Below are 20,801 nucleotides of genomic sequence, written 5' to 3' on the forward strand. Positions count from 1 at the left end.
ACTACACCCGCTGCTCAGGGCTCGCCACCAGTAGCTGTTGCAGCGGAAGCGGTCCCACCGGCTGCATGCCATCGGTGCGCCATGCACTGGGGCTGCAGCCAAAATGGCCACGGAACCAACGCGAGAACGCGCTCTGCATTGAAAACCCGAGCAACACGGCCACGTAGCTGACCGCGCGGTCCGGATCCCGGAGATACTGCACCGCCTGCAAGGCACGGACCTCATCGAGAATGGTGCTAAAGGTCGAGCCTTCCTGCAGCAGCTTGCGGTGGACCGTGCGCCGGTCGACGCCGAGCTGGCTGGCGACGCGCTCCACACTGCAGTTGCCCGACGAGAGCAAGGACAGCACCATGCGCCGGACTTTTTCTGTCATGGACAGCGTCGCACGCGCACTCAGTGAGTCCAGATAGGCATGGGCGTACTGCGCCAGCTCCGGGCGCGCGGAGCGCGGCACTGCCTCCATGTCCTTCAGCTCGCAGACAATGCCGTTGAAGTCGCAACCGAAATCCACGGCCTGGCCGAACACGCGCGCGTGCGCCGCCGGATTTCTCGGGGCGCCATGCGCAAGGCAGATACGCCGCGCGCGCCACCGTTGACCGATCAGCTCCTGAAGCATCCGGTAAAGCGACACGACTACCATTTCGTCGGCCTGGCGTGTCGACCCGGAATGCTCGACCATCAGCGACACGCGGATGACAAGAGCGCCCTCCCGTTCTTCCACGCCGAGGAATAGAGCCTCGCTGTGCAACGTGATGTAGCGCACCATCGCGCCTAGCGCATCGCGCAGCGTCCGCGAATCTCGCACGGCCATGCCGAGCGGCCCCAGTACCGACAATTGACGGCCCTCTCCCATGCGCAGGCCGAAGTCTTCGGCATCGGACGCTGCCGCGGACATTTCGAGAAGGCGGCAGACTGCGCTCGCGGAAACCAGGTTGTCGCCGTCGTCCAGGCAGCTTGGCGGCAGTCCCACTTCTGCCAGGCTCCGCAGTGGATCCAGGCCAACCGAGCGCGCCACCTCGGTATAACGCGACAGCGTGGCAATGCGGACTAAACGGCTCATGGGCCTCCTTGCACGGGCGGCGGCTGCAACGCCATTGCAGCCTTCGATTGTCGCGGCGACCGTGTCCGCGTCCGTCGGTCGCCTGTCCGGCGTCAGGCGCGGCGCATCAGGCTGTAGCTCTGCGCGCTGGGGCCGAAATCGGGCATGCCGGCCAGGAACAGGGCAAGCGGGACAACATCGGCGGGATCCTTGAACCATTCGCCCGGCGGTATGGCAACGTCACGCGTCATGTCCGTCCTGACCGGCCCCGGTATCAGCTCATTGACGCTGATGTTGTCCTCCTGGAGTTCCATCGCCAGCGACTGGGTAAGCATCCACAGGCCGCTCTTGGAGCACGAGTAGGCCGACAAGCCCGCATTGGGCCGATTGCGCTGGCCGGAGCCGACCATGATGATCTTGCCCGCACCGCGGCGGCGCAGGTGGGGAATGGCGGCATGGGCGGTGTGGTAGGCGCCCGTCAGGTTGATATCGATGGTCTTGCGCCAGAGCACCGGATCGCTGTCGGCAATCCTGCGCTGCTCGAGCGCGACACCGGCATTGGCCATGACGATATCGACACCGCCAAAGGCGTCGCTGGCGCGCTGGAACAGGGTCGCGACGGTCTCGTAGTCCGCCACGTCAACGGTCTGCGCGATGGCCCGGCCACCCGCTTCGCGGATCAGCGCGGCGGTCTGCGCGATGTCGGCCTCGCTGCGGGCGCTGCATACCACCGCGGCACCGGCGCTGGCATAGGCCAGTGCAATGGTGCGTCCGATGCCGCGGCCCGCGCCGGTGATCACGGCAACCTTGTCCTTGAGCATGTTGGGGTCGATCTGGCTCATTGTCGGTCTCTCAGTCTCGCTTTGCGTTGCAATGGTGTGTCTGTCTCTTTCAGAACGGGCGATCCCCGATCACCGTGGCCCGGTCCATCCTGCGATGGCACGGCGGGTAGTCCATGACCGCGTAATGCTGGGTCGAGCGGTTGTCCCAGAGCGCCACGCTGTTCGGAGTCCAGCGCCAGCGCACCTGATACTCGGGAATGTAGGCTTGCGTGATCAGGTAGCGCAGCAAGTCGGCCGCGCCGGGGTTGAAGTCCTGCCCGAAGCGCACGCGTTCAGGCGTATGGAAGTTCGTAAAGTGGGTGGTAAAGCCGTTCACGAACAGCACCTTCTCGCCGGTCTCGGGATGCGTCCTGACAACAGGGTGCTCGGCGTCCGGATACTGGGCCTTCAGCGCGAGGCGCTTTTCGATCGGCATGGCCGCGCCGAAACTTGCCTCGATGCTGTGGCGCGCGCGCAGGTCGGCGATGTGGTCCTTGATATGTTGCGGCAGGTTCTCATAGGCCAGCACCATGTTGACCCACATGGTGTCGCCGCCGACAGGCGGGCATTCACGGCAGCGCAGGATGCTGGCAAGCGGCGGAGCTTCGCGCCAGGTCGCATCCGTGTGCCAGGAATTCTCATAGCGCGGCGTGGGCTCGTTGGGACTCTTGTAGATGCGGACCAGTCCGGGATGCTCGGGGTCGCTGCCCGCCACCGGATGGTCTTCGAGTTCGCCGAAGCGGCGGGCAAAGGCGACATGCTCGCCGGCCGTGATGTCCTGGTCGCGCAGGAACAGCACACGATGCCTGAGCAGCGCTTCCCGAATACCGGCAAACACGCCGTCATCGTGGATCGCGTCGGCGAGGCTGACGCCGGACAGTTCGGCGCCGATGGAACAGGTAAGTGGCTCGATTCGCATTGCGACTCCGAAAGGTTGAAGGCAGAGATCGATGCTGATGGGTCGAAGCAAAGTATTGAAGAACCCGCGCGCGATGCGTTGACATTCCGGGGCAGCCACTTTACATTTTGGGGCGCCTGGGGGAACACCTATGTCGACGCTGCTGCAACACGTGAACCTGACGGAGTTTGTCGACGTGGCCCGCCAACTCGGCCTGGATCCGTACCGCCAACTGCGGCAGGCGGGTATCAGCCCGACTGCCCTGGTGGACCCGGAAATGCGGGTGCCGGCGAAGTCGGTCATGCGCTTGCTGGAGGATTCGGCACAGCTTGCCGGCCTGGAAGACCTTGGGCTACGCGTGGCTGAGGCCCGTCAACTGACAACGCTGGGACCTCTGTGGACGGTGATGCGCGAGGGCGCCACCCTGCGCGACGCGCTGGACGCGATGGCGCGCTATCTGCATTTGCTCAACGAAAGTCTCGATTTGCGCATCGAGACCGTCGGGGACGCCGCGCTTGTCAGGCTTGAACTCCTTGTATCCGTGGAAGGTTCCATGCGGCAATCGACGGAGTTCGTCATCTGCCTCTGGTTCCGCTTGTTCAAGCTGCTTGCCGGCACGGCATGGAAGCCGCGCAGCGTCTGCTTCAGCCATTCCGCGCCGGCCAGCCTGGCCACGCATCGGCGCGTGTTCGGTGTACCGGTGCGCTTCCGCCAGGATTTCGACGGCATCCTGCTGGCCGCCTCCGATCTCGACGTGGCCAACGCAGCCCCGGATTCGGCACTGGGCCGTCATGCGCGCGAGTTCCTGGATACCAAGCTCGCGCAATCCGGCCCCACCATGCCGGACAAGGTTCGCAAGCTGGTATTCGCGCTGCTGCCAACTGGCCAGTGTGGGGCCGAACAGGTAGCCCTGCAACTTGGCATCGACCGCAAGACGATGCATCGCCACCTGGCTGCCTATGGGCAGAACTACCTGTCCGTCGTCGACGCAGTCAGGTTCGACCTCGTCACGAGATACCTGAAAAACAGCGAGCGACCGCTGTCGGACGTTGCGATCCTGATGGGTTTTTCCTCGCTCAGCGCCTTCTCCAGGTGGTTCTCCATGCGCTTCGGCTGCAGCGTGTCGGCTTGGCGCCGTCAACCACCGGCACCGGAAAGCAAGCGCCAGGCGCCGCGTATCGCGGCCAGCTGCGCCCCTGCGCGAAGGAGGGGCGAATCGGACACGAAATGACGGGAACTACTCGAGACCTTCCAGCAGCCCCAGCAGCTTGGCGCGCCGTACGGCGTGTTTGCGCGTGCCGGCGTTCAGCTTGCCGAACAGGTTCTTCACATGCCACTTGGCCGTGACCTCGCCCACGCCGATGGCCTGCGCGATTTCCTTGTTGGAGAGATTGCGCGCGAGCAGTTCGAGGACTTCGCGCTCCTTGGGGGTCAGCACCGTGCTGGCAACTGCGCGCGGCTCCGCCGCCGGGCGCCCGGTGCGGCGCGGCATGCGCGCCAACGGCAGCTGCTGGCCGGTGCCCGGTTCTGCGGCTCCCTCTTCTACCAGGCGACTGGCCCAGTCGGCCAGCGCCGGATGCGCGTCGGCGAAGGTGCGGGCCAGGCCATAGGTCTGCGCAAGGTTCATGGCTTCCTGCATCAGCGGGCGGCTGTCCTCGCCCCCGCGATGGCGCACGAACGCCTCCAGCGCCATGATCTCGATGCGCTTGCGCCCGAGCTTCATGGCCTCCGCGGCAGGCGCCGCACGGCGCAGCGCATCCAGCGCGGATGGCCAGTCCTGGGCGGCGATCGCCGCGTTGGCGTGTGCCATGGCCTGCATCAGCGCCACGTCGCGGCGCCACAGCGGGCCATGGTCCGCGTCAGCCCCCGCGGCCAGTTCGTCAAGGCGGACGATCAGGGCCCGGCAGGTCTCGGCACGGAAGCGCCCCGCGTGCATGCGCACCTGGTCCGCCAGGCTCGCAATGCAAAGCCGCGGCGTCCGGCGCGCGACGCCTGCCGCGTACAACGCTTCCAGCAGGTCGAGTGCGCGATGCTCGACGCCTTGCACAGCTGCCACGCGCGCAGCGCTCAGATATGCCAGCAACGACGTCTCGGCCGTGCCCGACCGCTCCAGCACGTCCAGCCGGTTGGCGAGCAGCGCAGCCGCTTCGTCGACCAGGCCGCACTCGTAGACCGCCGCGGCCAGCAGCGACGCGAGCATGCAGGCGAGCGGGTGGCGGCGGCCAAGATCGGCTTCCGCGCTTGCCAGCGCGGGCCGCAGGATCGCTTCGCTCAACATTACCTGCCCCTCGCGCAGGTAGCTCAGCCCGACCACGAATTCGCCCCAGCGCGCTGCGTAGCGATGTCCCTCGCCCAGGTCGCCGTGGGGCGCGAGCTGCAGATAGCGCCGCGCGTTCCCGGGCTGCCCGTGCAGGATCGCGGCCATTGCCAGGCGGTTGGCATGCATCTGGGCGAGGCGCGGGTCCTGCGCCGCAGGCTGCTGCTGCCATGGCTCCAGCAGCGCCAGGCAACGGTCCGGCTGGTCCGCGTAGTAGGCCGCGATGCTCAGAATCAGCGCGCATTCATAGCGCAGGGCGGTATCGTCGCCTGCGCCCTCCAGCATGCGTTCGACCAGCGCCTCGGCCTCCGCGTGGCGCTCGCCCAGCGCGAGCACCCAGGCAGCGGCAAGGCGCAGGCCCGGGTAGCGGTCCAGTTCCGCGTCAGGCAGGCGCTCCAGCCATTCGAGCACGGTACCCAGCCGCCCCTGCATCGCGGCGTCGTATAGCGAGCGCCCTGCCAGCTCGTAGGCAAGCGCATGCTGGCCCGCCGCGTGAGCGTGACGCGCGGCTTCCTCGGTGATGCCGCGCGTGGCGAGCCAGCGCAACGCCCGCGTATGCAGTTCGGCCTGCTCCATGGGGGGCAGCTCGGCCACGCGCGCCTGCAAGGCGCCGCGCGCGAGCGCGTGCAGCCGGCACCAGTCGCTGTTGTCGCTGGAGACAAAGATCGGTGTCTCGCGGACCAGCCTTGCCAGTTGCTCCGGCGCGTGCTCGACGCCCGTCAGCGCGCGGCACAGGTCCGGATGAACGTGGTCGACGACGGCGATGCGAGTCAGGAAAGCGACGTCGTCGGGCGAGAGCTTGGCAATCAGGCCACCAACCAGGTGCTCGCCTTCATCACCGGGGCGGGCCGCCATGGCATCCACGACGCTGCGCGGATCCGCGCCGCGCTCCATGGCGGCCAGCAGCAGTTGCAGGCCGAGCGGCCATCCGTCGGTCAATTCATGCAGCCGCGCGCAGTTATCGGGGTCGATCCGGTCGCCGAAGCGGCTGCGCACGAGGGTCATGGTTTCATCGAAGCGCAAACGCAGCGCTTGCGCGCCGATGCCGGTGCATTGGCCGTATGCCGTCAGGTCGCTGAGCGCGGTGTCGAACCCGCCGCGCGCGGCGACCACGATGCGCAGATTGGGAGGCGCGTTGTGCAGCAGGTAAAGCAGAGCCGCAATACCGTCCTGCGAGAGACGTTCGGCTTCGTCGACGATCAGTACAAGGTCCAGCGAGGTCTGGGCCACCTCGGCAAGCCAGGCCGTGAGCCCTTCCGTGCTGCCGAGCGCCGCGGCCGCGCCTTCGAGAAGGGTGAGGCCAAAGCCGGGCCGTGCGCAGCCTGTGCGGACGGCGAGCACAAGGCATTGCAGGAAATGGAGCGGATCGTCGTGAGTATCCGCGGAAACCCAGGCGACGGCCGCGCCGCGTGCCAGGTACTCGCGGCGCCATTGCGCCAGCAACAGCGTCTTGCCGAAGCCCGGCGGCGCCTGCACGATTACCGCGGGGCGGTCGCGCAGCGCTTCGCTGTCGAGACCAAGGCGCGCACGCGCAAGCAAATGCCGCGGCACGCGCGGCGGCATGGTCTTGAGCGCAAGCTCGGAAAACGCGGCGCCCGCGCCGCGGTTCACGGAGGTCATCTGGCAAGTACTGGTTGGCGTGGATGCGGCGCTCGCCGGGACGTGCATGCCGGGCTGCGCGCGCGGCAATGCAGCTTCGTGGCTTCGCCCTGCCGTTGGGCGCGGCGTGCCTGGCTCGAAATCTGGTGTCTCATTATAGGCACACCGCGGACCTGGCGGGCAATCGCCCCCTCCTTCGCGGAGGGGGCGTACAAGGTGTGCCGCGGCTAGCATGCGTGCAGGTCGAAACGGAACGCGAGGTGCGGTCGATGCAATTCTTGGACGTGTGTGCGCTGGAGCAAGTGCGCGTGCTGGTCGGGGTGCCGACATGAGCCGCCTTTGTGCCGATGCCGACGCCTTCACTTGCCGGCACCTGCTGGTCCCGCTCGATGAAACGGATGAAGGCATGGCCACCGTCGTCGGGGCCATCGAGCTGGCACGCATCGCGGCCGCACGGCTCACGTTCGTCCATGTGCCGCTCACGGCCACAGCGCCGCGCGGCCATATGAGCCGCGGCCGCGAACTGCTCGGCAAGGCCGAGTCGGTGGCGCGCGCGCAAGGGATGCCATGCGCGTCGGCTGGGTCAACCGGCGGCGACGCACAGGCGACCATCCCCGCCGTCGCGCGCGAGGCCGGCTGTGACCTGGTCTTCATCGGCGCCCACGGACACGGCGTGATGACGGGGCCGCTGGTCCAGGCTGTGCTCGCGGCGGGCCTGCCGGTGTTCGCCATGCCGAATCCCGCGCCGGCGACACCAGTGCCGGCGATCCGCTGCATCCTCGACGAACACCGGGCCCTCAGTGCCGTATTGCGCGCCTGGCTGGACATGCTCATGGCCGCGAAGGACCACGGCGCCAGCGTGGACGTGTCCGTGATGCGGGGCATGACGCGATTCATCGAGACCTTCGCGGTCGCCCGCGACCATCCCCGCAAGCGGGCCTGCCTCTACGGCAGGCTGCGCCGACGCACGGCCCGGGCCGACGCCGAACTCGACGAACTGGAGCGCCAGCATGAACGCGATGCGCAATGGGTCGGCGCACTCGCCGAAGCCGTGGAACGGTTTGCGGCGGGCGGCCCGCTGGCCGAGTTGCTGAGCCAGGTCGATCGCTACGCGCAGTTTGCCTGGGCGCTCATGGGGCGCGAGGAAGGCGTCATCCTGCCGGCGGCGCAGCGCTACCTGACCGATGCGGACTGGGACAGGGTGAACGCCGCCTATGGTTCGGCGAATCCGGGCACCGTGCCCGGCGCGCGTACCGGCGGGCATGAGCACCCCCTGTTCGGCACGCTGCTTGCCTACCTCGCCGACCTTGCGGATGCCGATTGCGTGGCCCGCATTTGCTCGCGACCCGAAAGCGTATCGATGCAGTGCAACTGAGCGCACGGCCACACGCGTCGAATCGTGGCCATTGGATCAAGACTGTCAAACCGGCGCCTGGACGCGCCACTCACCATCAGGATGGAGACCATGCAATTTCTCGACGATTCCCTGCACCCGGAAAACCAGGACAAGGTGGTCATCACCGTGGCCCCGTATGGCCCCGAGTGGATGCCGCAGGACTTCCCGGAAGACATCCCGGTGACCATGGAAGAGCAGGTGCAAAAGGCCGTGGATTGCTACAACGCTGGCGCCACCGTGCTGCACCTGCATGTGCGCGAACTCGACGGCAAGGGCTCCAAGCGCCTGTCCAAGTTCAACGAGCTGATCGCCGGCGTGCGCGCCGCGGTGCCGGACATGATCATCCAGGTCGGCGGCTCGATCTCGTTCGCGCCCGAAGATGAAGGCGAAGCCGCCAAATGGCTGTCGGACGACACCCGCCACATGCTGGCCGAACTCACTCCCAAGCCCGACCAGGTGACGGTGGCGATCAATACCACGCAGATGAATATCATGGAACTGCTCTATCCCGAGTACCTGAAGGGTACCTCGCTGGAGCAGCCCGCCTACCAGGCCGCCTACCGCGAAATGACGGTGCCGGCCGGCCCGGGCTGGGTGGAAGAACACCTGCGCCGCCTGAGCAACGCCGGCATCCAGCCGCACTTCCAGCTGACCGGCATCCATGCGATGGAAACGTTGGAACGCCTGGTGCGCGCCGGCCACTACAAGGGCCCGCTGAACCTGACGTGGATCGGCATCGGCGGCGGCTTTGACGGCCCCAACCCGTTCAACTTCTTCAACTTCGTGCATCGCGCGCCGGACGGCTGCACGCTGACTGCCGAGTCGCTGCTGAAGAACGTGCTGCCGTTCAATATGATGGCGATGTCCATGGGCCTGCACCCGCGCTGCGGCATCGAGGACACCATCATCGACCAGCACGGCAACCGCATGACCTCGGTGCAGCAGATCGAGCAGTGCGTGCGCGTGGCCAAGGAACTTGGCCGCGAGATCGCCTCGGGCAAGGAAGCGCGCGAAATCTACCGCATCGGCACGTGGTACGACAGCGCGGAAGAAACGCTGGCCGCCCACGGCATGGCGCCCAACCGCCAGGCCGGCATCAGGAACCTGCCGCTACGCGCCGCCTGATGCGCAAGGCCGCCCGGCCGGCATGAACTTTCCCCAGGAGACCTGAATGGCAAAAGCAATCCGCTTCTATGAAACCGGCAGCGCCGACGTCCTCAAGCTTGAGGCCGTGGAAGTCGGTGATCCCGGTCCGGGCCAGGCCCGCGTCCGCCATACCTATATTGCCGTCAACTTCATCGATATCTACTTCCGCACCGGCCACTATCCGCTTCAGCTGCCCAACGGCCTGGGCTCCGATGCCGTTGGCGTGGTCGAGGCCGTCGGCCCGGGCGTCACCGACATCCGCGTCGGCGACCGCGTCGGCTATCTGCTCGGGCCCCAGGGCGCTTACTCGGACGTGCGCGTGATGCCGGCGGAAGTCCTGATCCCGCTGCCCGATGGCGTCTCCGACCGGACCGCCTCGACGCTCATCATGAAGGGCATGACGGCCCAGTACCTGTTCCGCCAGGTCTACCCGCTCAAGGGTGGCGAGACCATCCTCTATCACGCCGCCGCGGGCGGCGTCGGCCTGATCGCGTGCCAGTGGGCACGCGCGCTTGGCGTGACCATGATCGGCACGGTCAGCTCCGACGAAAAGGCGGAGATCGCCAGGGCCAATGGCTGCACGCACACCATCGTCACGTCGCGAGAGGATATTGTCGAACGTGTGATGGAGATCACCGACGGCAAGAAGGTCCCGGTCGTCTTCGACTCGATCGGCAAGTCGACGCTGGATGCATCGCTGTCCTGCCTGCAGGTGCGCGGCACCCTCGTCAGCAACGGCACGACTTCCGGGCCGGTGGAAATCGACAGCCGCACGCTCGCCGCCAAGGGTTCGCTGTGGGTCACGCGTCCGGCCATGGTGCACTACGCTACGCCGCGTTCGCACATGCTCGACATGGCCCGGGAGGTGTTCGACATGGTGCTGGCCGGCAAGATCACGAGCGAGCCCAGGCAAAGCTTTGCGCTGGCAGACGCCGCCGAGGCCCATCGCGCGCTCGAATCGAGGAAGACCAGCGGGGCCACCGTACTGGTACCGTAACCGTTGCGTCCCGGCGCGCGGGCAACACCGCCCGTACGCCAGGACGCATGCGCATCACGGGGCGACGTGCTCACGGCACGATCGCCCCGAACCCGTTGCTGGAACATTGCAGAAATCGGAGGAATCATGGACTTGAGGCTGGAAGGCAAGCGCGCGATCGTGACAGGTGGCAGCCGCGGCATTGGCAAGACGATTGCCCTGCAGCTCGCGCAGGAAGGCGTTGATGTCGTGCTCGCTGCGCGCGGGAAAGAGGCGCTGGATGCAACAGCCGCCGAGCTTGCGGCGCTGACCGGCCGCCGCATTGTGCCGCTGACGGTCGATACCGCCGACAAGGCTTCCGTCGACGCCATGGTGGAGCAGGCGATCGAAGCCCTGGGGGGCATCGATATCCTGGTCAATGCCGCAGCCCTGCCAGGTGGCATCTCGCCGGCCACGCAGCTGGACCAGATCGTCGATGCGCAAGCACTCGAAGATATCGACATCAAGGTCATCGGCTATCTTCGCACCGCACGGGCGCTGGCGCCGCATCTGGCCGCAAATGGCTGGGGACGAATCATCAATATCGGCGGCCTGGCGATCTACCATACAGGCCGGCCCATCGCCACGCTTCGCAACGTCGGCGTGGCCGCAATCACCAAGAACCTCGCGGATGAACTTGGCCCGAAGGGCATCAATGTCACGGCGGTCCATCCCGGACCCACGCGCACCGAGAAGACCGATGCGGCAACCGAGGCGTGGGCGGCGACCAAGAGCAGCCTCGGCCGCATGATCGATGCCAGCGAGGTCGCCTGCGTGGTCACCTTCCTCGCTTCACCGCTGAGCGTGGCAATCAATGGCGAAGCCATCGCGGTCGGCGGCGGAACACCCGGCAGCATCCATTATTGAACTCACTCTGCGCTGCCGGCGGCAGCCTCGCCTTGCTGGCCCGCTTCGGCGTGGGCCAGCAAGGCGGGTTGCCAGTCACGAAGAAATCAATGGCCCTGCTCTTCCTGCAGCCGCTGGCGCAGCACCGCGCGCAGATCCTCGCCATATCCGGTAAGGGTGCCGCCATCCACGGCCAGCATCTGGCCCGTGATCATGTCGGCACGGTCGCTGGCAAGGAACGATACCGCTTCGCCGATCTCCTCGGGCTTGCAGAACCTGCCCAGCGGCACCGTCCGCCTGATCAGCGCATCGCGCTTTTCCGGACTTGCATAGGCTTCAATGGCGGGCGTCAGGATGCCGCCGGGGCACACGGCATTGACATTGATGCGCTGGTCCGCCAGCTCCCATGCGAGGTGTTGCGTCAGTCCCGTGACCGCATGCTTTGACGCGGTGTAATCCACACTGCTGAAGTAAGCCATGCGAATGCCGGCGATCGAGTCGATATTGACGATCTTGCCCTTGCCCTGCGCCTTCATGGCAGGGATGACCGCCTGGCAGCAGAACAGGATGCCCTTGGCGTTCACCCCCATCACGCGGTCCCAGTTTTCTTCCGTGACGTCGCACACCAATGCGGAGGCGCCGCCGACGCCGGCGTTGTTGACCAGGATGTCGATGGCGGCAAACGCCTCCAGCGTCTGGCGGGCCATGGCCTCCGTGTCTGCCTTCTTGCTGATGTCGGCGCGGATGGCGATTGCACGCTTGCCGTCCGGATCAATGCTGGAAGCGACGCGTCTGGCGGCGTCAAGGTTCAGGTCTACCACGGCAATCCTGGCGCCCTCACGCGCCAGCACGCGGGCTATGCCTTCGCCCCCGCCCTGCCCGCCGCCCGTAATGATTGCTACCTTGTCCTTAAGCTCCATGCTGATCTCCTTGCGATCTTGTCAGAGGTCGATACCGTGGGCCTTTTAGTATCCAGGAACAAGGCGAAGCATTTTGACAATCCGGGGCATCCACTTGACATTTCGGGGAAACTGGGGAAACCACGAAGGCGGCCTCATCCACATGAGCACCCAGGCCAGCGCCGCGCGCTATGCCCTATGCCGACACGAGCGCCCTGTACCCGCCTTCGCCCCACCCGGCGAAAGCGCCTTTTGCTGACTTTTGCCGCCCGCAAGTGACCCGTCGGCCAAGCCGCGAACTGCCGCGCCCGCCAGGCACGACACCGCTGTCAGACATCCTCCCCCCAACCATTCGGCCCAACCCCGACATCCCCAACCCGGCGCGCTCGCTAGAGTGAAGCTTGCGGCTGACGCCCCGCTGGATCACGGGTGGCGCTACCTGCTCCCGTGCAACAGCCTGCCGGCCGCATCCGACAACAACCTGATGAGGTTCCAAATGGATCTGAAAAAGCCCGTCCGTCCGACCCATCTGGCCGGCGCACTCGCCGCGGTCCTGACCGGTCTGAGTTGTGCCGCCGCTCTTGCCCAGACTCCCGCCCCGACAGCCCCGACAGCCCCGTCCGCCCCGACCGCCCCCGCCGGTGCGCAAGGCGTGCCGCCTGGCATGACGCAAATCGAACCACCTAAGGACCCGCTGGTGGAGCGCCGCGAGGCGCGCAAGAAGGCGGCCGATGACTACAAGGCCACCAAGAAGACTGCCAAGGGCGAGTACAAGCAGGACGTCAACGCCGCCAAGCAGGAACGCAAGGCAGAGAACCAGGCCGCGGATGCCGCCGCGCGCCAGGAACTCACCGCGCCGAAGCAGTAGCGATCTGCAGCCACCAGCGTTGGCTGTGGACTGGCAAGCCACTGCCAACGCTGCCGTCGCCCGCCGGTTCGGCTTGTACCCATCCGTTTCCGGCCTAGACTCTAGTAGCGCGCACCGCAGGCATTCGCGCAGCGGCGGCGCTGCCGAACATGCCCGCTTCCCGCTTGCTTCCATCGTTGGCTGGCCTTCTCTTGCAAGGCCTGGTCGGGGCGGCCTGCTGCTTCGGCCCGCTTGCCGCCGCGCAGCAAAAATCTCCGCCGGCCTCCGCGCCGGCAGCGGTGGCGCCCGCCGCCGCAACGGATGACGCCTCCGCCCGCCGCCTCAATCTCGCCAACAAACCCTGGACGGGCGACTTCGATGCGATGGTCGATCGCCACCTCATCCGCGTGCTGGTGCCCTACAGCCGCACGCTGTACTTCAGCGACAAGGGCCACGAAGCCGGCCTGACTGCCGGACTGGTGCGGGACTTCGAGCGCTATCTGAACAAGACCTACGCGAGCCGGCTCGGCAAGCGCCCGCTGACGGTCATCATCATCCCCACGACCCGTGACCGCCTGCTGCCCGACCTGGCCGCCGGGCTGGGCGACATTGCCGCCGGCAATTTGACCGTGACCGATGCGCGGCTCAAGCTGGTCGACTTCTCCGCGCCACGTGACCGCAAGCCGGTGCGCGAACTGGTCGTCACCGGGCCCAAGGCGCCGCTGCTGTCCAGCGTGGCCGATTTGTCCGGCAAGACCGTGCATGTGCGACGCGCCAGCAGCTACTTCGATAGCCTCACGGTCCTGAATGACAGCCTGCGCAAGAGCGGCAAGCCCGCGATCCGTCTGGTGATGCTGCCTGACGCGCTCGAAGACGAAGATGCCATGGAGATGGCCAATGCCGGCCTGTTGCAGATCCTCGTGGTGGATGACTGGAAAGCGGCAATGTGGGCGCAGATCCTGCCCAATATCAAGGTACGCGATGACCTCGTGGTCCGGGCCGAAGGCTATGTCGGCTGGGCCTACCGCAAGAACAGCCCGCAGTTGCGCGCGGCGGTCGATGAGTTCTATCTCAACTATGTGAAGAAGCAAGGTGTCGCGGAATACCGGCTCAAGCAGATGATGAAGAGCATCAAGCAAATCCGCAATAACACCAATGACGAGGAATACAAGCGCTTCGAGCAGACCGTCGCCTTCTTCGAGAAGTACGGCAAGGACTATAGCTTCGACCCGCTGATGCTGGCCGCGCAGGGCTTCCAGGAGTCGCAGCTGAACCAGAAGGCCCGCAGCCATGTGGGCGCGATCGGCGTCATGCAGGTCATGCCCGCCACCGGCAAGGAACTCAACGTGGGCGATATCAGGCAGACCGAGTCCAACATCCACGCGGGCACCAAGTACCTCGACAAGCTGATGACCCGGTATTTCCCCGATGCGCATTTCTCCGAAGCGAACCGTCCGCTCTTTGCCTTCGCCAGCTACAACGCCGGGCCCGGCAATATCGCCAAGATGCGCAAGGAGGCCGCGGCGCGGGGCCTGGACCCGGACAAGTGGTTCAACAATGTGGAGATCGTCGTGGCCGAGAAGATCGGCATTGAAACCACGACTTATGTGCGGAACATCTACAAGTACTACGCCGCCTACCGCCTGTTGCAGGACATGCAGGCCACGCGAGACCGCGCGCTGAAGGAAGTCGTCAAATAGGCCTTGCCCCGGATCGCGGTCGGCGCCGTGCGAGCCGTACCGTTGCGAAGCGTTCAGTCGGCCAGCCCGCTGGCGTCGATATAGCCGAGCGCTTCGGTCACGGCCAGCCGCGCCTTGAGGACGTAGCAGACGCGGCGGTCGCGGATGGCCAGCGTGACCACGTTGGCCTGCAGCATTTCCTCGAACAGGTGGCCGGCGCGCTTGATGGGCAGCCCGGCCAGTTGCGCGAGGTCGGCCGCGGGCAGCCCTTCCTCACCGGCCTGCAGCAGCGCCCGGCAGATCTTCACGCGCGCGGGTTCGGTCATCAGCGCCATGGTCAGCGCGCTTTCCTGGGTCTCCATCGACACACCTCGATCGTCCGGAGGGCGCCGCCGCCCTCGCTTTTTTTCACGTTCTACGCGGACCGGGCGGCAAAGGCAATAGGACCGCGCACGGGCTGCGTGGATTACAACACGCACCCGTCTGGCCCGCAGACGGGTGATGCGCCGCCGCCATCGTCGAGGCTGGCCTGCTGCGCGATCGCTGCCTGCCATTCGGCCGGCCTGCCGAGGTAGGGACCGAAGTCGAGCACGTGGAAGCCATCGTCCGTCTGGAGCGCAAAAGTCGGGAAGCCCCGGCCGCCAAGCGCGCCCAGCATGCGCCGGCTGGCGTCGATATGACGGGCGACCAGTGCGCCCGCCGCCGCGCCATAGGCCGCGTCGAATGCCTGAGGCGCCATGCCGACTTCCACTGCCAGCGCGGCCAGCACCTCGGGCCGGGCGATCTGCCGCCCTTCCACGTAGTGCGCGTGCTGGATGCGCTTGAGCATGGCGGGCGCCAGGCTCCGCGGCAGGCCGGCCGAGAGCGCCTCGGCAGCCAGGATGGCGGTGGTGGGCGGCTCGGAATCGAACACGGCCTGCGCGTCGCACAGCAGGCCGTTGAAATAGGCGTCGCCGAACGGCTGGCCCGTGAGCGCGTGGATGCGCCGGTCATGCGGCATCACATAGTTGCGCAGCGCGGGCGTCACCGGCTGGCGTTGCGCGCCGGCCATCATGCCGCCGGCATGCAGCGCCAGCGCCAGGCCGGGCACGGCCTGGGCGGCCTGCACCAGCGGCGCGGCGGCATAGCACCAGCCGCACAGGGGATCGTAAAGGTAATGGAGGGTGGCGGTCGTCGTCATGCCGCCATGATAGCGCCGGAGGCGGCGTGCGCCTCCGGCGCCGCGTGGCCGCTCAGGCCAGCACGAACGGCAACTGGCGCTGCCGCTTGCCCGTCAGCACGAACAGCGCGTTGGCGACGGCCGGGGCAATCGGCGGCACACCCGGTTCGCCAAGGCCCGTGGGCGGATCCTGCGACGGCACGAAGAACACGTCGACCACGGGCGCGTCGGTGATGCGCGGTGGCGGGTAGTCGGGGAAGTTGCCGTTCTTCACCACGCCGTTCTCCATCTCGATGGCAAACCCGGGCCGCGTCATCGCCAGCCCGAAGATGCAGGCGCCCTGGATCTGCGCCTCGGCCGACAGCGGGTTTACCACGCGGTTGGCATGCACGCCGGCGGTCACGCGGTGCACGCGCGGCTGGCCCTTGACCAGCGAGACCTCGGCCACATGGGCCACCACCGAGTTGAACGACTCATGCACCGCCACGCCCCAGGCATGCCCCTTGGGCAGCTTGCGCTTGCCGTAGCCGGACTTCTCCACCGCGAGCTGCAGCGCGGCGCGATGGCGCGCGTGCCTGCTCTCGTCGAGCCGCGCCAGCCGGTAGGCCACCGGGTCTTGCTTCGCCGCCGCGGCCATTTCGTCGACCAGCGTTTCCTTGACGTAGGCGGTGTGCGTGTTGCCGACCGAGCGCCACCACAGCACCGGCACGTCGACCTGCGGATGATGCACCGCGAGCTGCAACGGCAGGTTGTAGTCGTTCTCCAGCAGGCCCTCGGTCATGGTCGCGTCCACGCCGTTCTTGACCATGAACGGCTCGAACGGCGTGCCCTTCAGGATCGACTGGCCGACGATGGTGTGCTGCCAGCCCACCACCTTGCCCTGCGCATCCAGGCCGATGCGGGCGCGGTGCACATGCAGCGGGCGGTAGTAGCCGCCACGGATATCGTCCTCGCGGCTCCAGATCACCTTGACCGGTTCGGTGTGGCCGTTGGCGACCCAGGCACGCACCACATTGGCGGCTTCGACCAGGTAGTCCGACGTGGGCACCGCGCGGCGGCCAAAGCCGCCGCCCGCCATCATGGTGTTGAGCGCGACCTTGTCGGGACCCAGTTCGAACACGCGCGCCACGGCAGCCTGGTCGACGGTCTGGAACTGCGACCCGACCCACACCTTGACGGACCGCACCTTGCTGCCAACCACCTCGGGCTGCAGCGTGCAGTTCAGCGGCTCCATCGGCGCATGGGCCAGGTAGGGGAACCGGTATTCGGCGTCGATCTTGCGCGGGGCGCCGTTCACGGCCGCGGCGATATCGCCCTCGCCCGCGCGCGCCACGGTGCCGGGCTGCATGGCGAGCTTCGCGTACTCGTCGAACAGCGCCTGCGACGACACCTTGGAGCCGGTGTCCTCCCACTCGATCTGCAGCGCGTCGCGCGCCTGCTTCGCGGGCCAGTAGCCATCGGCCACCACGGCCACGCCGGTGCCGCCGCGATCCACGGGCACCAGCATCACGTCGCCCACGCCCTTGATCGCGCGGGCCTTGTCGGCATTGAACGACTTGACCTTGCCGCCAAAGCGCGGCGGGCGGGCCACCACGGCCACCATCATGTCCTTCACGTCGGTATCGATACCGAACACGGGCTGGCCTTCCAGCTTGCCGCGCGCATCGAGCCGCGGCGTGGGCTTGCCCACCAGCCGGAACTGCGACGGGTCCTTCAGGCGCACCTGCTGCGGCACCGGCAGCTTCATGGCCACGGGCGCCAGTTCGCCAAACGTGGCACGCCGGCTGCCCGAGCTCACCACGCCCTGATCGACCTTGCAGCTGGCGGGATCGACCTGCCATTGCTGCGCCGCCGCGGCGACCAGCATGGCGCGGGCGCGCGCACCGAGTTCGCGGTACTGCTGGAACGAATGATTGATGGCGGTGGAGCCGCCGGTCATCTGCATGCCGAAGCCGGGGTCCTTGTACGGGTCGCCGGCGGGGGCCAGCGCGGCGCGCACATTGCGCCAGTCCACGTCCAGTTCCTCGGCCAGCGCCATGGGGAGCGCGGTGTGCACGCCCTGGCCGAATTCCAGCCGGTTCACCGCGATCGTCACCGTGTTGTCCGGCGCGATCACCAGGAACGCCTGCGGCGCCGAGGGCTGGCCCTTCGATGCGCCCTCTTCCTGCGCCTGCGCCACGGGCACCATGCCCAGCGCCAGGCCGCCGCCGGCGAGGCCGGTCAGCTTGAGGAAGCTGCGGCGGTCCAGCGTCGCCACGCCGGTATCGCCAATGCTGTCGGTATTGCCACCCCGCGCCTTTGCGCCGGCCAGGGCTTCGAGTCCACGAATACGCATGTCAGTCGCTCCGCTCAGGCCAGCGCGCGGGCCGCATCCTTGATCGCGGCCCGGATGCGCTGGTAAGTGCCGCAGCGGCACAGGTTGCCGGCCATGGCCTGGTCGATGTCGGCATCGGTGGGCCGGGGCTTGGTGCGCAGCAGCCCCACCGCGCTCATCACCTGCCCGTTCTGGCAATAGCCGCACTGGGCCACGTCATGCTTGATCCACGCGTCGAGCACCGCGCGTCCGACCTTGTCGGCCTTCACGCCCTCGATGGTGGTGATGCGCGCACCGGCCGCCGCCGAAATCGGCGTCACGCAGCTGCGCGTGGCCGTGCCATTGATATGGACCGTGCAGGCGCCGCATGCGGCCATGCCGCAGCCGAACTTGGTCCCGGTCAGGTCGAGGTTGTCGCGCAAGGCCCACAGCAGCGGCGTGGACGGATCCACGTCGACTTCCTGCGCCTTGCCGTTGATGTTGAGGGTGGTCATGCGGGGACACTCCTTGGGTACGTTGCCCGTCATTCTTGTTCACACGCCGCAAGCCACCGCCATTGACCGGCCGCCGCGGACAAATGAGCATAGTGCAATTCCAGTCACCTTGCCGACGGGGTGTGCCGCGCCGGCGTGATGTGGGATTTTGTGCACGAACTTTGTGCAAGCTGGCGCAGTCAGTCAGAAGACCAGCACACATTCACGGCCACCGCCGCAACAGTGACACCGACTATTCCAGAATCCCGCGAACGCGCCATCGCGACACTCGACAGCATCCAGGCCCTGCGCGGGCTGGCGGCCGCGTATGTCGTGCTGTACCACTCCGGCCTGGCACTGGGCACGGCGCAGACGCCCGTGCTCGCGTGGATTACCGCCAACGTGATCAAGCGCGGCCATGTCGGCGTGGATGTGTTTTTTGTCATCAGCGGCTTCATCATCGCGTGGGTTGCGGTGCTGGCAAGGCCGCGGCCCGAAACGCCGCTGAGCTTCATGATCCGGCGCTGCTGCCGGCTGGCACCGCCGTACTGGACCATGTCGGCGATCCACGCGCTGCTGCTGAACCCGGTCACGCCAGCGGTGTTCGCGGCGTCGCTCGCCTTCGTGCCGACCAGCACGGACCACGCGCCCTACTACGGTTATCCCGCGTTGTACGTGGGCTGGTCGCTCAACTACGAGATGGCGTTCTACGGCGCCTTTGCGCTCGGGCTGTGGCTCGCGGGCCGGCGCGCGCTGTGGGTGGTGCTGGCGCTGTTCACCGTGTTCACGCTGGTGCTGCCGTGGTGGCGCTTTGGCGCGCCGGTCGTGGACCCCGCGCAGGGCTATCCGTTCGCTTCGCCGTGGATGGCGATGGCGAGCAATCCGCTGGTGCTGGAGTTCCTGCTCGGCTGCCTGCTGGCGTGGGCCTATGCGCGCTGGCGCCACGTGCTGACGCCCGGCGCGGCGTGGGCGATGCTGGCCCTCGGCACCGGCTGGTTCCTGGCATCGCTGCCGCTGGCCGGTCCCGATTTCAGCCTGGCGGGGCGCGGCCTGCCCGCCGCCGCGTTGCTGGCGGGCGCGGTCGCGGCCGAGCACACCGGCCTTTTGCGCGTGCCGCGCGCGCTGGTATGGCTGGGCGAGTTGTCGTACGCCCTCTACCTGGTCCACCCGACCGTGATCGAAGGCGTCAAGCGGCTGATGCCCGAACTGGCGCCGGACCAGTACGTCCTGCAACTGACGCGATTCGCCATCGATGCCGCGCTGGCCCTGTTGCTCGCCATGCTGCTGCACCGCTGGGTCGAACTGCCCGGCATCGCGGCCGGCCGGCGCCTGGCGCGACGGCCAGGCTGACGGCTCAGCTGCGCAGGCTGGCCAGGTACAGGTAGAGCGCGGTCAGGTCGGTGTCGTTCATGCGGCCGAAGGAGTCGAACGGCATCACGCTGCTGATGGCCGATCCGTCGGGGCGCTTGCCGCTGCGCATCATGGCGATAAAGGCGGCGGCCTTGTCGTAGCGCGCCATGGCGCCACCGGAAACGGGGCGCAGGTCCGCCGCGGGCGGCCAGTCCGGCGGGGCACCGGGGATCTTGCCGCCGCGCAGGTCCGCCCGGTGGCAACCCTGGCAGGCATTGGCCACGTATCCGCCATACTGCGCCGTCACCGACGGCACGATGGCCGGCGACGGCGGCAGCTTGTGGTCGATCTTCGAAGCCGCGTCGCGGATCAGGCCCGCGCCATACATGGCGCGCACGAACCACGGCATGCGGATGTCGGCGGGCGCGCCAAGCCCCGGCGGCAGGCTGCGCAGGTACGCCACCAGCGCGGCCAGGTCATCGTCGCTGAGCCGGTTGTAGTCTTCGCTGGGCATGACTAGCAGCGGCCGGCCCGATGGCCCGACGCCGTGGCGGATGCTGCGGACCCAGTCGATGGGCTGGTAGCGGGCGATCTCGGCATTGCCGCGCGTCAGGTCCGGCGCGCGCACCTGCAGGCCGGCCGGGTCATCGAATACCTGGCGCCCGCCCCCGGCGGCGCCATGGCATTCCATGCAGCCGCGCGATTCGAACAGGTACTTGCCAAGCGTAATGCTGGCGGCATCGTCGCGATACGCGACCGGCGCGACCTTGAGGTCGATGGTGCGCCCGGCCTTCTGGTCGCCGATCAGCATGGCGCCATAGACCACCGCGGCAGCGGTCACGGCCGCACCGGCCAGCGACCAGGCCGCCACACGCAGATAACGCGCCATGCTGCTTCCTCCCTGCGGAGATCGCGCCGCCCATGCGGCGCCGGCGTTTCAGATTGCGGGGGTGGCATCGCCGTGTCTGTGGGGAAAGACACACTTGCCGGGGGGCCGCGCGAC

Annotated in this window: 18 protein-coding genes; 8 read left to right on the forward strand and 10 right to left on the reverse strand. The window is 67.4% G+C overall.

Annotated elements, in window-relative coordinates:
- Position 1: 1 nt before the first annotated feature.
- The 3 genes from AC3FKG_RS16485 to AC3FKG_RS16495 form a co-directional block, all read right to left on the reverse strand.
- Positions 2 to 1,060 carry an AraC family transcriptional regulator gene (locus AC3FKG_RS16485; RefSeq protein ID WP_483710644.1) on the reverse strand — a complete coding sequence of 353 codons (1,059 nt, stop codon included), beginning with the start codon at positions 1,058 to 1,060 and terminating at the stop codon, positions 2 to 4.
- 92 nt (positions 1,061 to 1,152) lie between these two features.
- Entirely contained in the window at positions 1,153 to 1,881 is a 729-nt protein-coding gene (locus AC3FKG_RS16490) for an SDR family NAD(P)-dependent oxidoreductase (RefSeq protein ID WP_483710643.1), read from the reverse strand.
- A gap of 49 nt (positions 1,882 to 1,930) precedes the next feature.
- Complete coding sequence (locus tag AC3FKG_RS16495; protein ID WP_488743569.1) at positions 1,931 to 2,779, reverse strand: TauD/TfdA dioxygenase family protein; 849 nt, start codon at positions 2,777 to 2,779, stop codon at positions 1,931 to 1,933.
- A gap of 130 nt (positions 2,780 to 2,909) precedes the next feature.
- Between AC3FKG_RS16495 and AC3FKG_RS16500 the strand changes: the two genes are divergently transcribed.
- Positions 2,910 to 3,989 carry an AraC family transcriptional regulator gene (locus tag AC3FKG_RS16500; protein WP_488743570.1) on the forward strand — a complete coding sequence of 360 codons (1,080 nt, stop codon included), beginning with the start codon at positions 2,910 to 2,912 and terminating at the stop codon, positions 3,987 to 3,989.
- 6 nt (positions 3,990 to 3,995) lie between these two features.
- Here AC3FKG_RS16500 and AC3FKG_RS16505 read toward each other — a convergent pair whose 3' ends face one another.
- The gene (locus tag AC3FKG_RS16505; RefSeq protein WP_488743571.1) at positions 3,996 to 6,695 is read right to left on the reverse strand and encodes a helix-turn-helix transcriptional regulator; all 2,700 of its coding nucleotides are present in this window, start codon (positions 6,693 to 6,695) and stop codon (positions 3,996 to 3,998) included.
- A gap of 307 nt (positions 6,696 to 7,002) precedes the next feature.
- On the opposite strand from AC3FKG_RS16505, the gene AC3FKG_RS16510 reads away from it, so the two are divergent.
- From AC3FKG_RS16510 to AC3FKG_RS16525, 4 genes are all read left to right on the forward strand, one after another.
- The gene (locus tag AC3FKG_RS16510; RefSeq protein WP_488743572.1) at positions 7,003 to 8,049 is read left to right on the forward strand and encodes a universal stress protein; all 1,047 of its coding nucleotides are present in this window, start codon (positions 7,003 to 7,005) and stop codon (positions 8,047 to 8,049) included.
- 90 nt (positions 8,050 to 8,139) lie between these two features.
- Positions 8,140 to 9,195, forward strand: a complete 1,056-nt coding sequence (locus tag AC3FKG_RS16515) for a beta-keto acid cleavage family enzyme (RefSeq protein ID WP_483710638.1) — start codon at positions 8,140 to 8,142, stop codon at positions 9,193 to 9,195.
- A 46-nt stretch (positions 9,196 to 9,241) separates the two neighbouring features.
- Positions 9,242 to 10,213 carry a quinone oxidoreductase family protein gene (locus AC3FKG_RS16520; RefSeq protein ID WP_488743573.1) on the forward strand — a complete coding sequence of 324 codons (972 nt, stop codon included), beginning with the start codon at positions 9,242 to 9,244 and terminating at the stop codon, positions 10,211 to 10,213.
- A gap of 126 nt (positions 10,214 to 10,339) precedes the next feature.
- Positions 10,340 to 11,098: an SDR family NAD(P)-dependent oxidoreductase gene (locus tag AC3FKG_RS16525; RefSeq protein ID WP_483710636.1), complete on the forward strand. Its 759-nt coding sequence runs from the start codon at positions 10,340 to 10,342 to the stop codon at positions 11,096 to 11,098.
- Positions 11,099 to 11,184: 86 nt separating this feature from the next.
- Here the strand turns inward: AC3FKG_RS16525 and AC3FKG_RS16530 are convergent, their stop codons facing one another.
- A complete protein-coding gene (locus AC3FKG_RS16530; protein WP_483710635.1) occupies positions 11,185 to 11,997 on the reverse strand; it encodes an SDR family NAD(P)-dependent oxidoreductase in 813 nt (270 codons plus the stop codon).
- 643 nt (positions 11,998 to 12,640) lie between these two features.
- Here AC3FKG_RS16530 and AC3FKG_RS16535 point away from each other — a divergent pair.
- Together AC3FKG_RS16535 and AC3FKG_RS16540 are read left to right on the forward strand one after the other, a co-directional pair.
- The gene (locus AC3FKG_RS16535; protein WP_483710634.1) at positions 12,641 to 12,844 is read left to right on the forward strand and encodes a hypothetical protein; all 204 of its coding nucleotides are present in this window, start codon (positions 12,641 to 12,643) and stop codon (positions 12,842 to 12,844) included.
- Between the two features lie 149 nt (positions 12,845 to 12,993).
- Positions 12,994 to 14,523: an MltF family protein gene (locus AC3FKG_RS16540; protein WP_483710633.1), complete on the forward strand. Its 1,530-nt coding sequence runs from the start codon at positions 12,994 to 12,996 to the stop codon at positions 14,521 to 14,523.
- 53 nt (positions 14,524 to 14,576) lie between these two features.
- Here the strand turns inward: AC3FKG_RS16540 and AC3FKG_RS16545 are convergent, their stop codons facing one another.
- The 4 genes from AC3FKG_RS16545 to AC3FKG_RS16560 form a co-directional block, all read right to left on the reverse strand.
- Positions 14,577 to 14,864, reverse strand: coding sequence for an ArsR family transcriptional regulator (locus AC3FKG_RS16545; protein ID WP_483710632.1), 288 nt, complete (start codon positions 14,862 to 14,864; stop codon positions 14,577 to 14,579).
- A gap of 104 nt (positions 14,865 to 14,968) precedes the next feature.
- Positions 14,969 to 15,682, reverse strand: coding sequence for a DsbA family protein (locus tag AC3FKG_RS16550; RefSeq protein ID WP_488743574.1), 714 nt, complete (start codon positions 15,680 to 15,682; stop codon positions 14,969 to 14,971).
- A gap of 52 nt (positions 15,683 to 15,734) precedes the next feature.
- Positions 15,735 to 17,996, reverse strand: a complete 2,262-nt coding sequence (locus AC3FKG_RS16555) for a xanthine dehydrogenase family protein molybdopterin-binding subunit (protein WP_488743575.1) — start codon at positions 17,994 to 17,996, stop codon at positions 15,735 to 15,737.
- Positions 17,997 to 18,010: 14 nt separating this feature from the next.
- Positions 18,011 to 18,469, reverse strand: a complete 459-nt coding sequence (locus tag AC3FKG_RS16560) for a (2Fe-2S)-binding protein (protein WP_483710629.1) — start codon at positions 18,467 to 18,469, stop codon at positions 18,011 to 18,013.
- A 222-nt stretch (positions 18,470 to 18,691) separates the two neighbouring features.
- Between AC3FKG_RS16560 and AC3FKG_RS16565 the strand changes: the two genes are divergently transcribed.
- Positions 18,692 to 19,798: an acyltransferase family protein gene (locus AC3FKG_RS16565; RefSeq protein WP_488743576.1), complete on the forward strand. Its 1,107-nt coding sequence runs from the start codon at positions 18,692 to 18,694 to the stop codon at positions 19,796 to 19,798.
- 4 nt (positions 19,799 to 19,802) lie between these two features.
- Here AC3FKG_RS16565 and AC3FKG_RS16570 read toward each other — a convergent pair whose 3' ends face one another.
- Positions 19,803 to 20,687: a c-type cytochrome gene (locus AC3FKG_RS16570; RefSeq protein ID WP_483710627.1), complete on the reverse strand. Its 885-nt coding sequence runs from the start codon at positions 20,685 to 20,687 to the stop codon at positions 19,803 to 19,805.
- Positions 20,688 to 20,801: the final 114 nt, after the last annotated feature.

The organism is Cupriavidus sp. 22TCCZM04-2 (assembly GCF_057798895.1).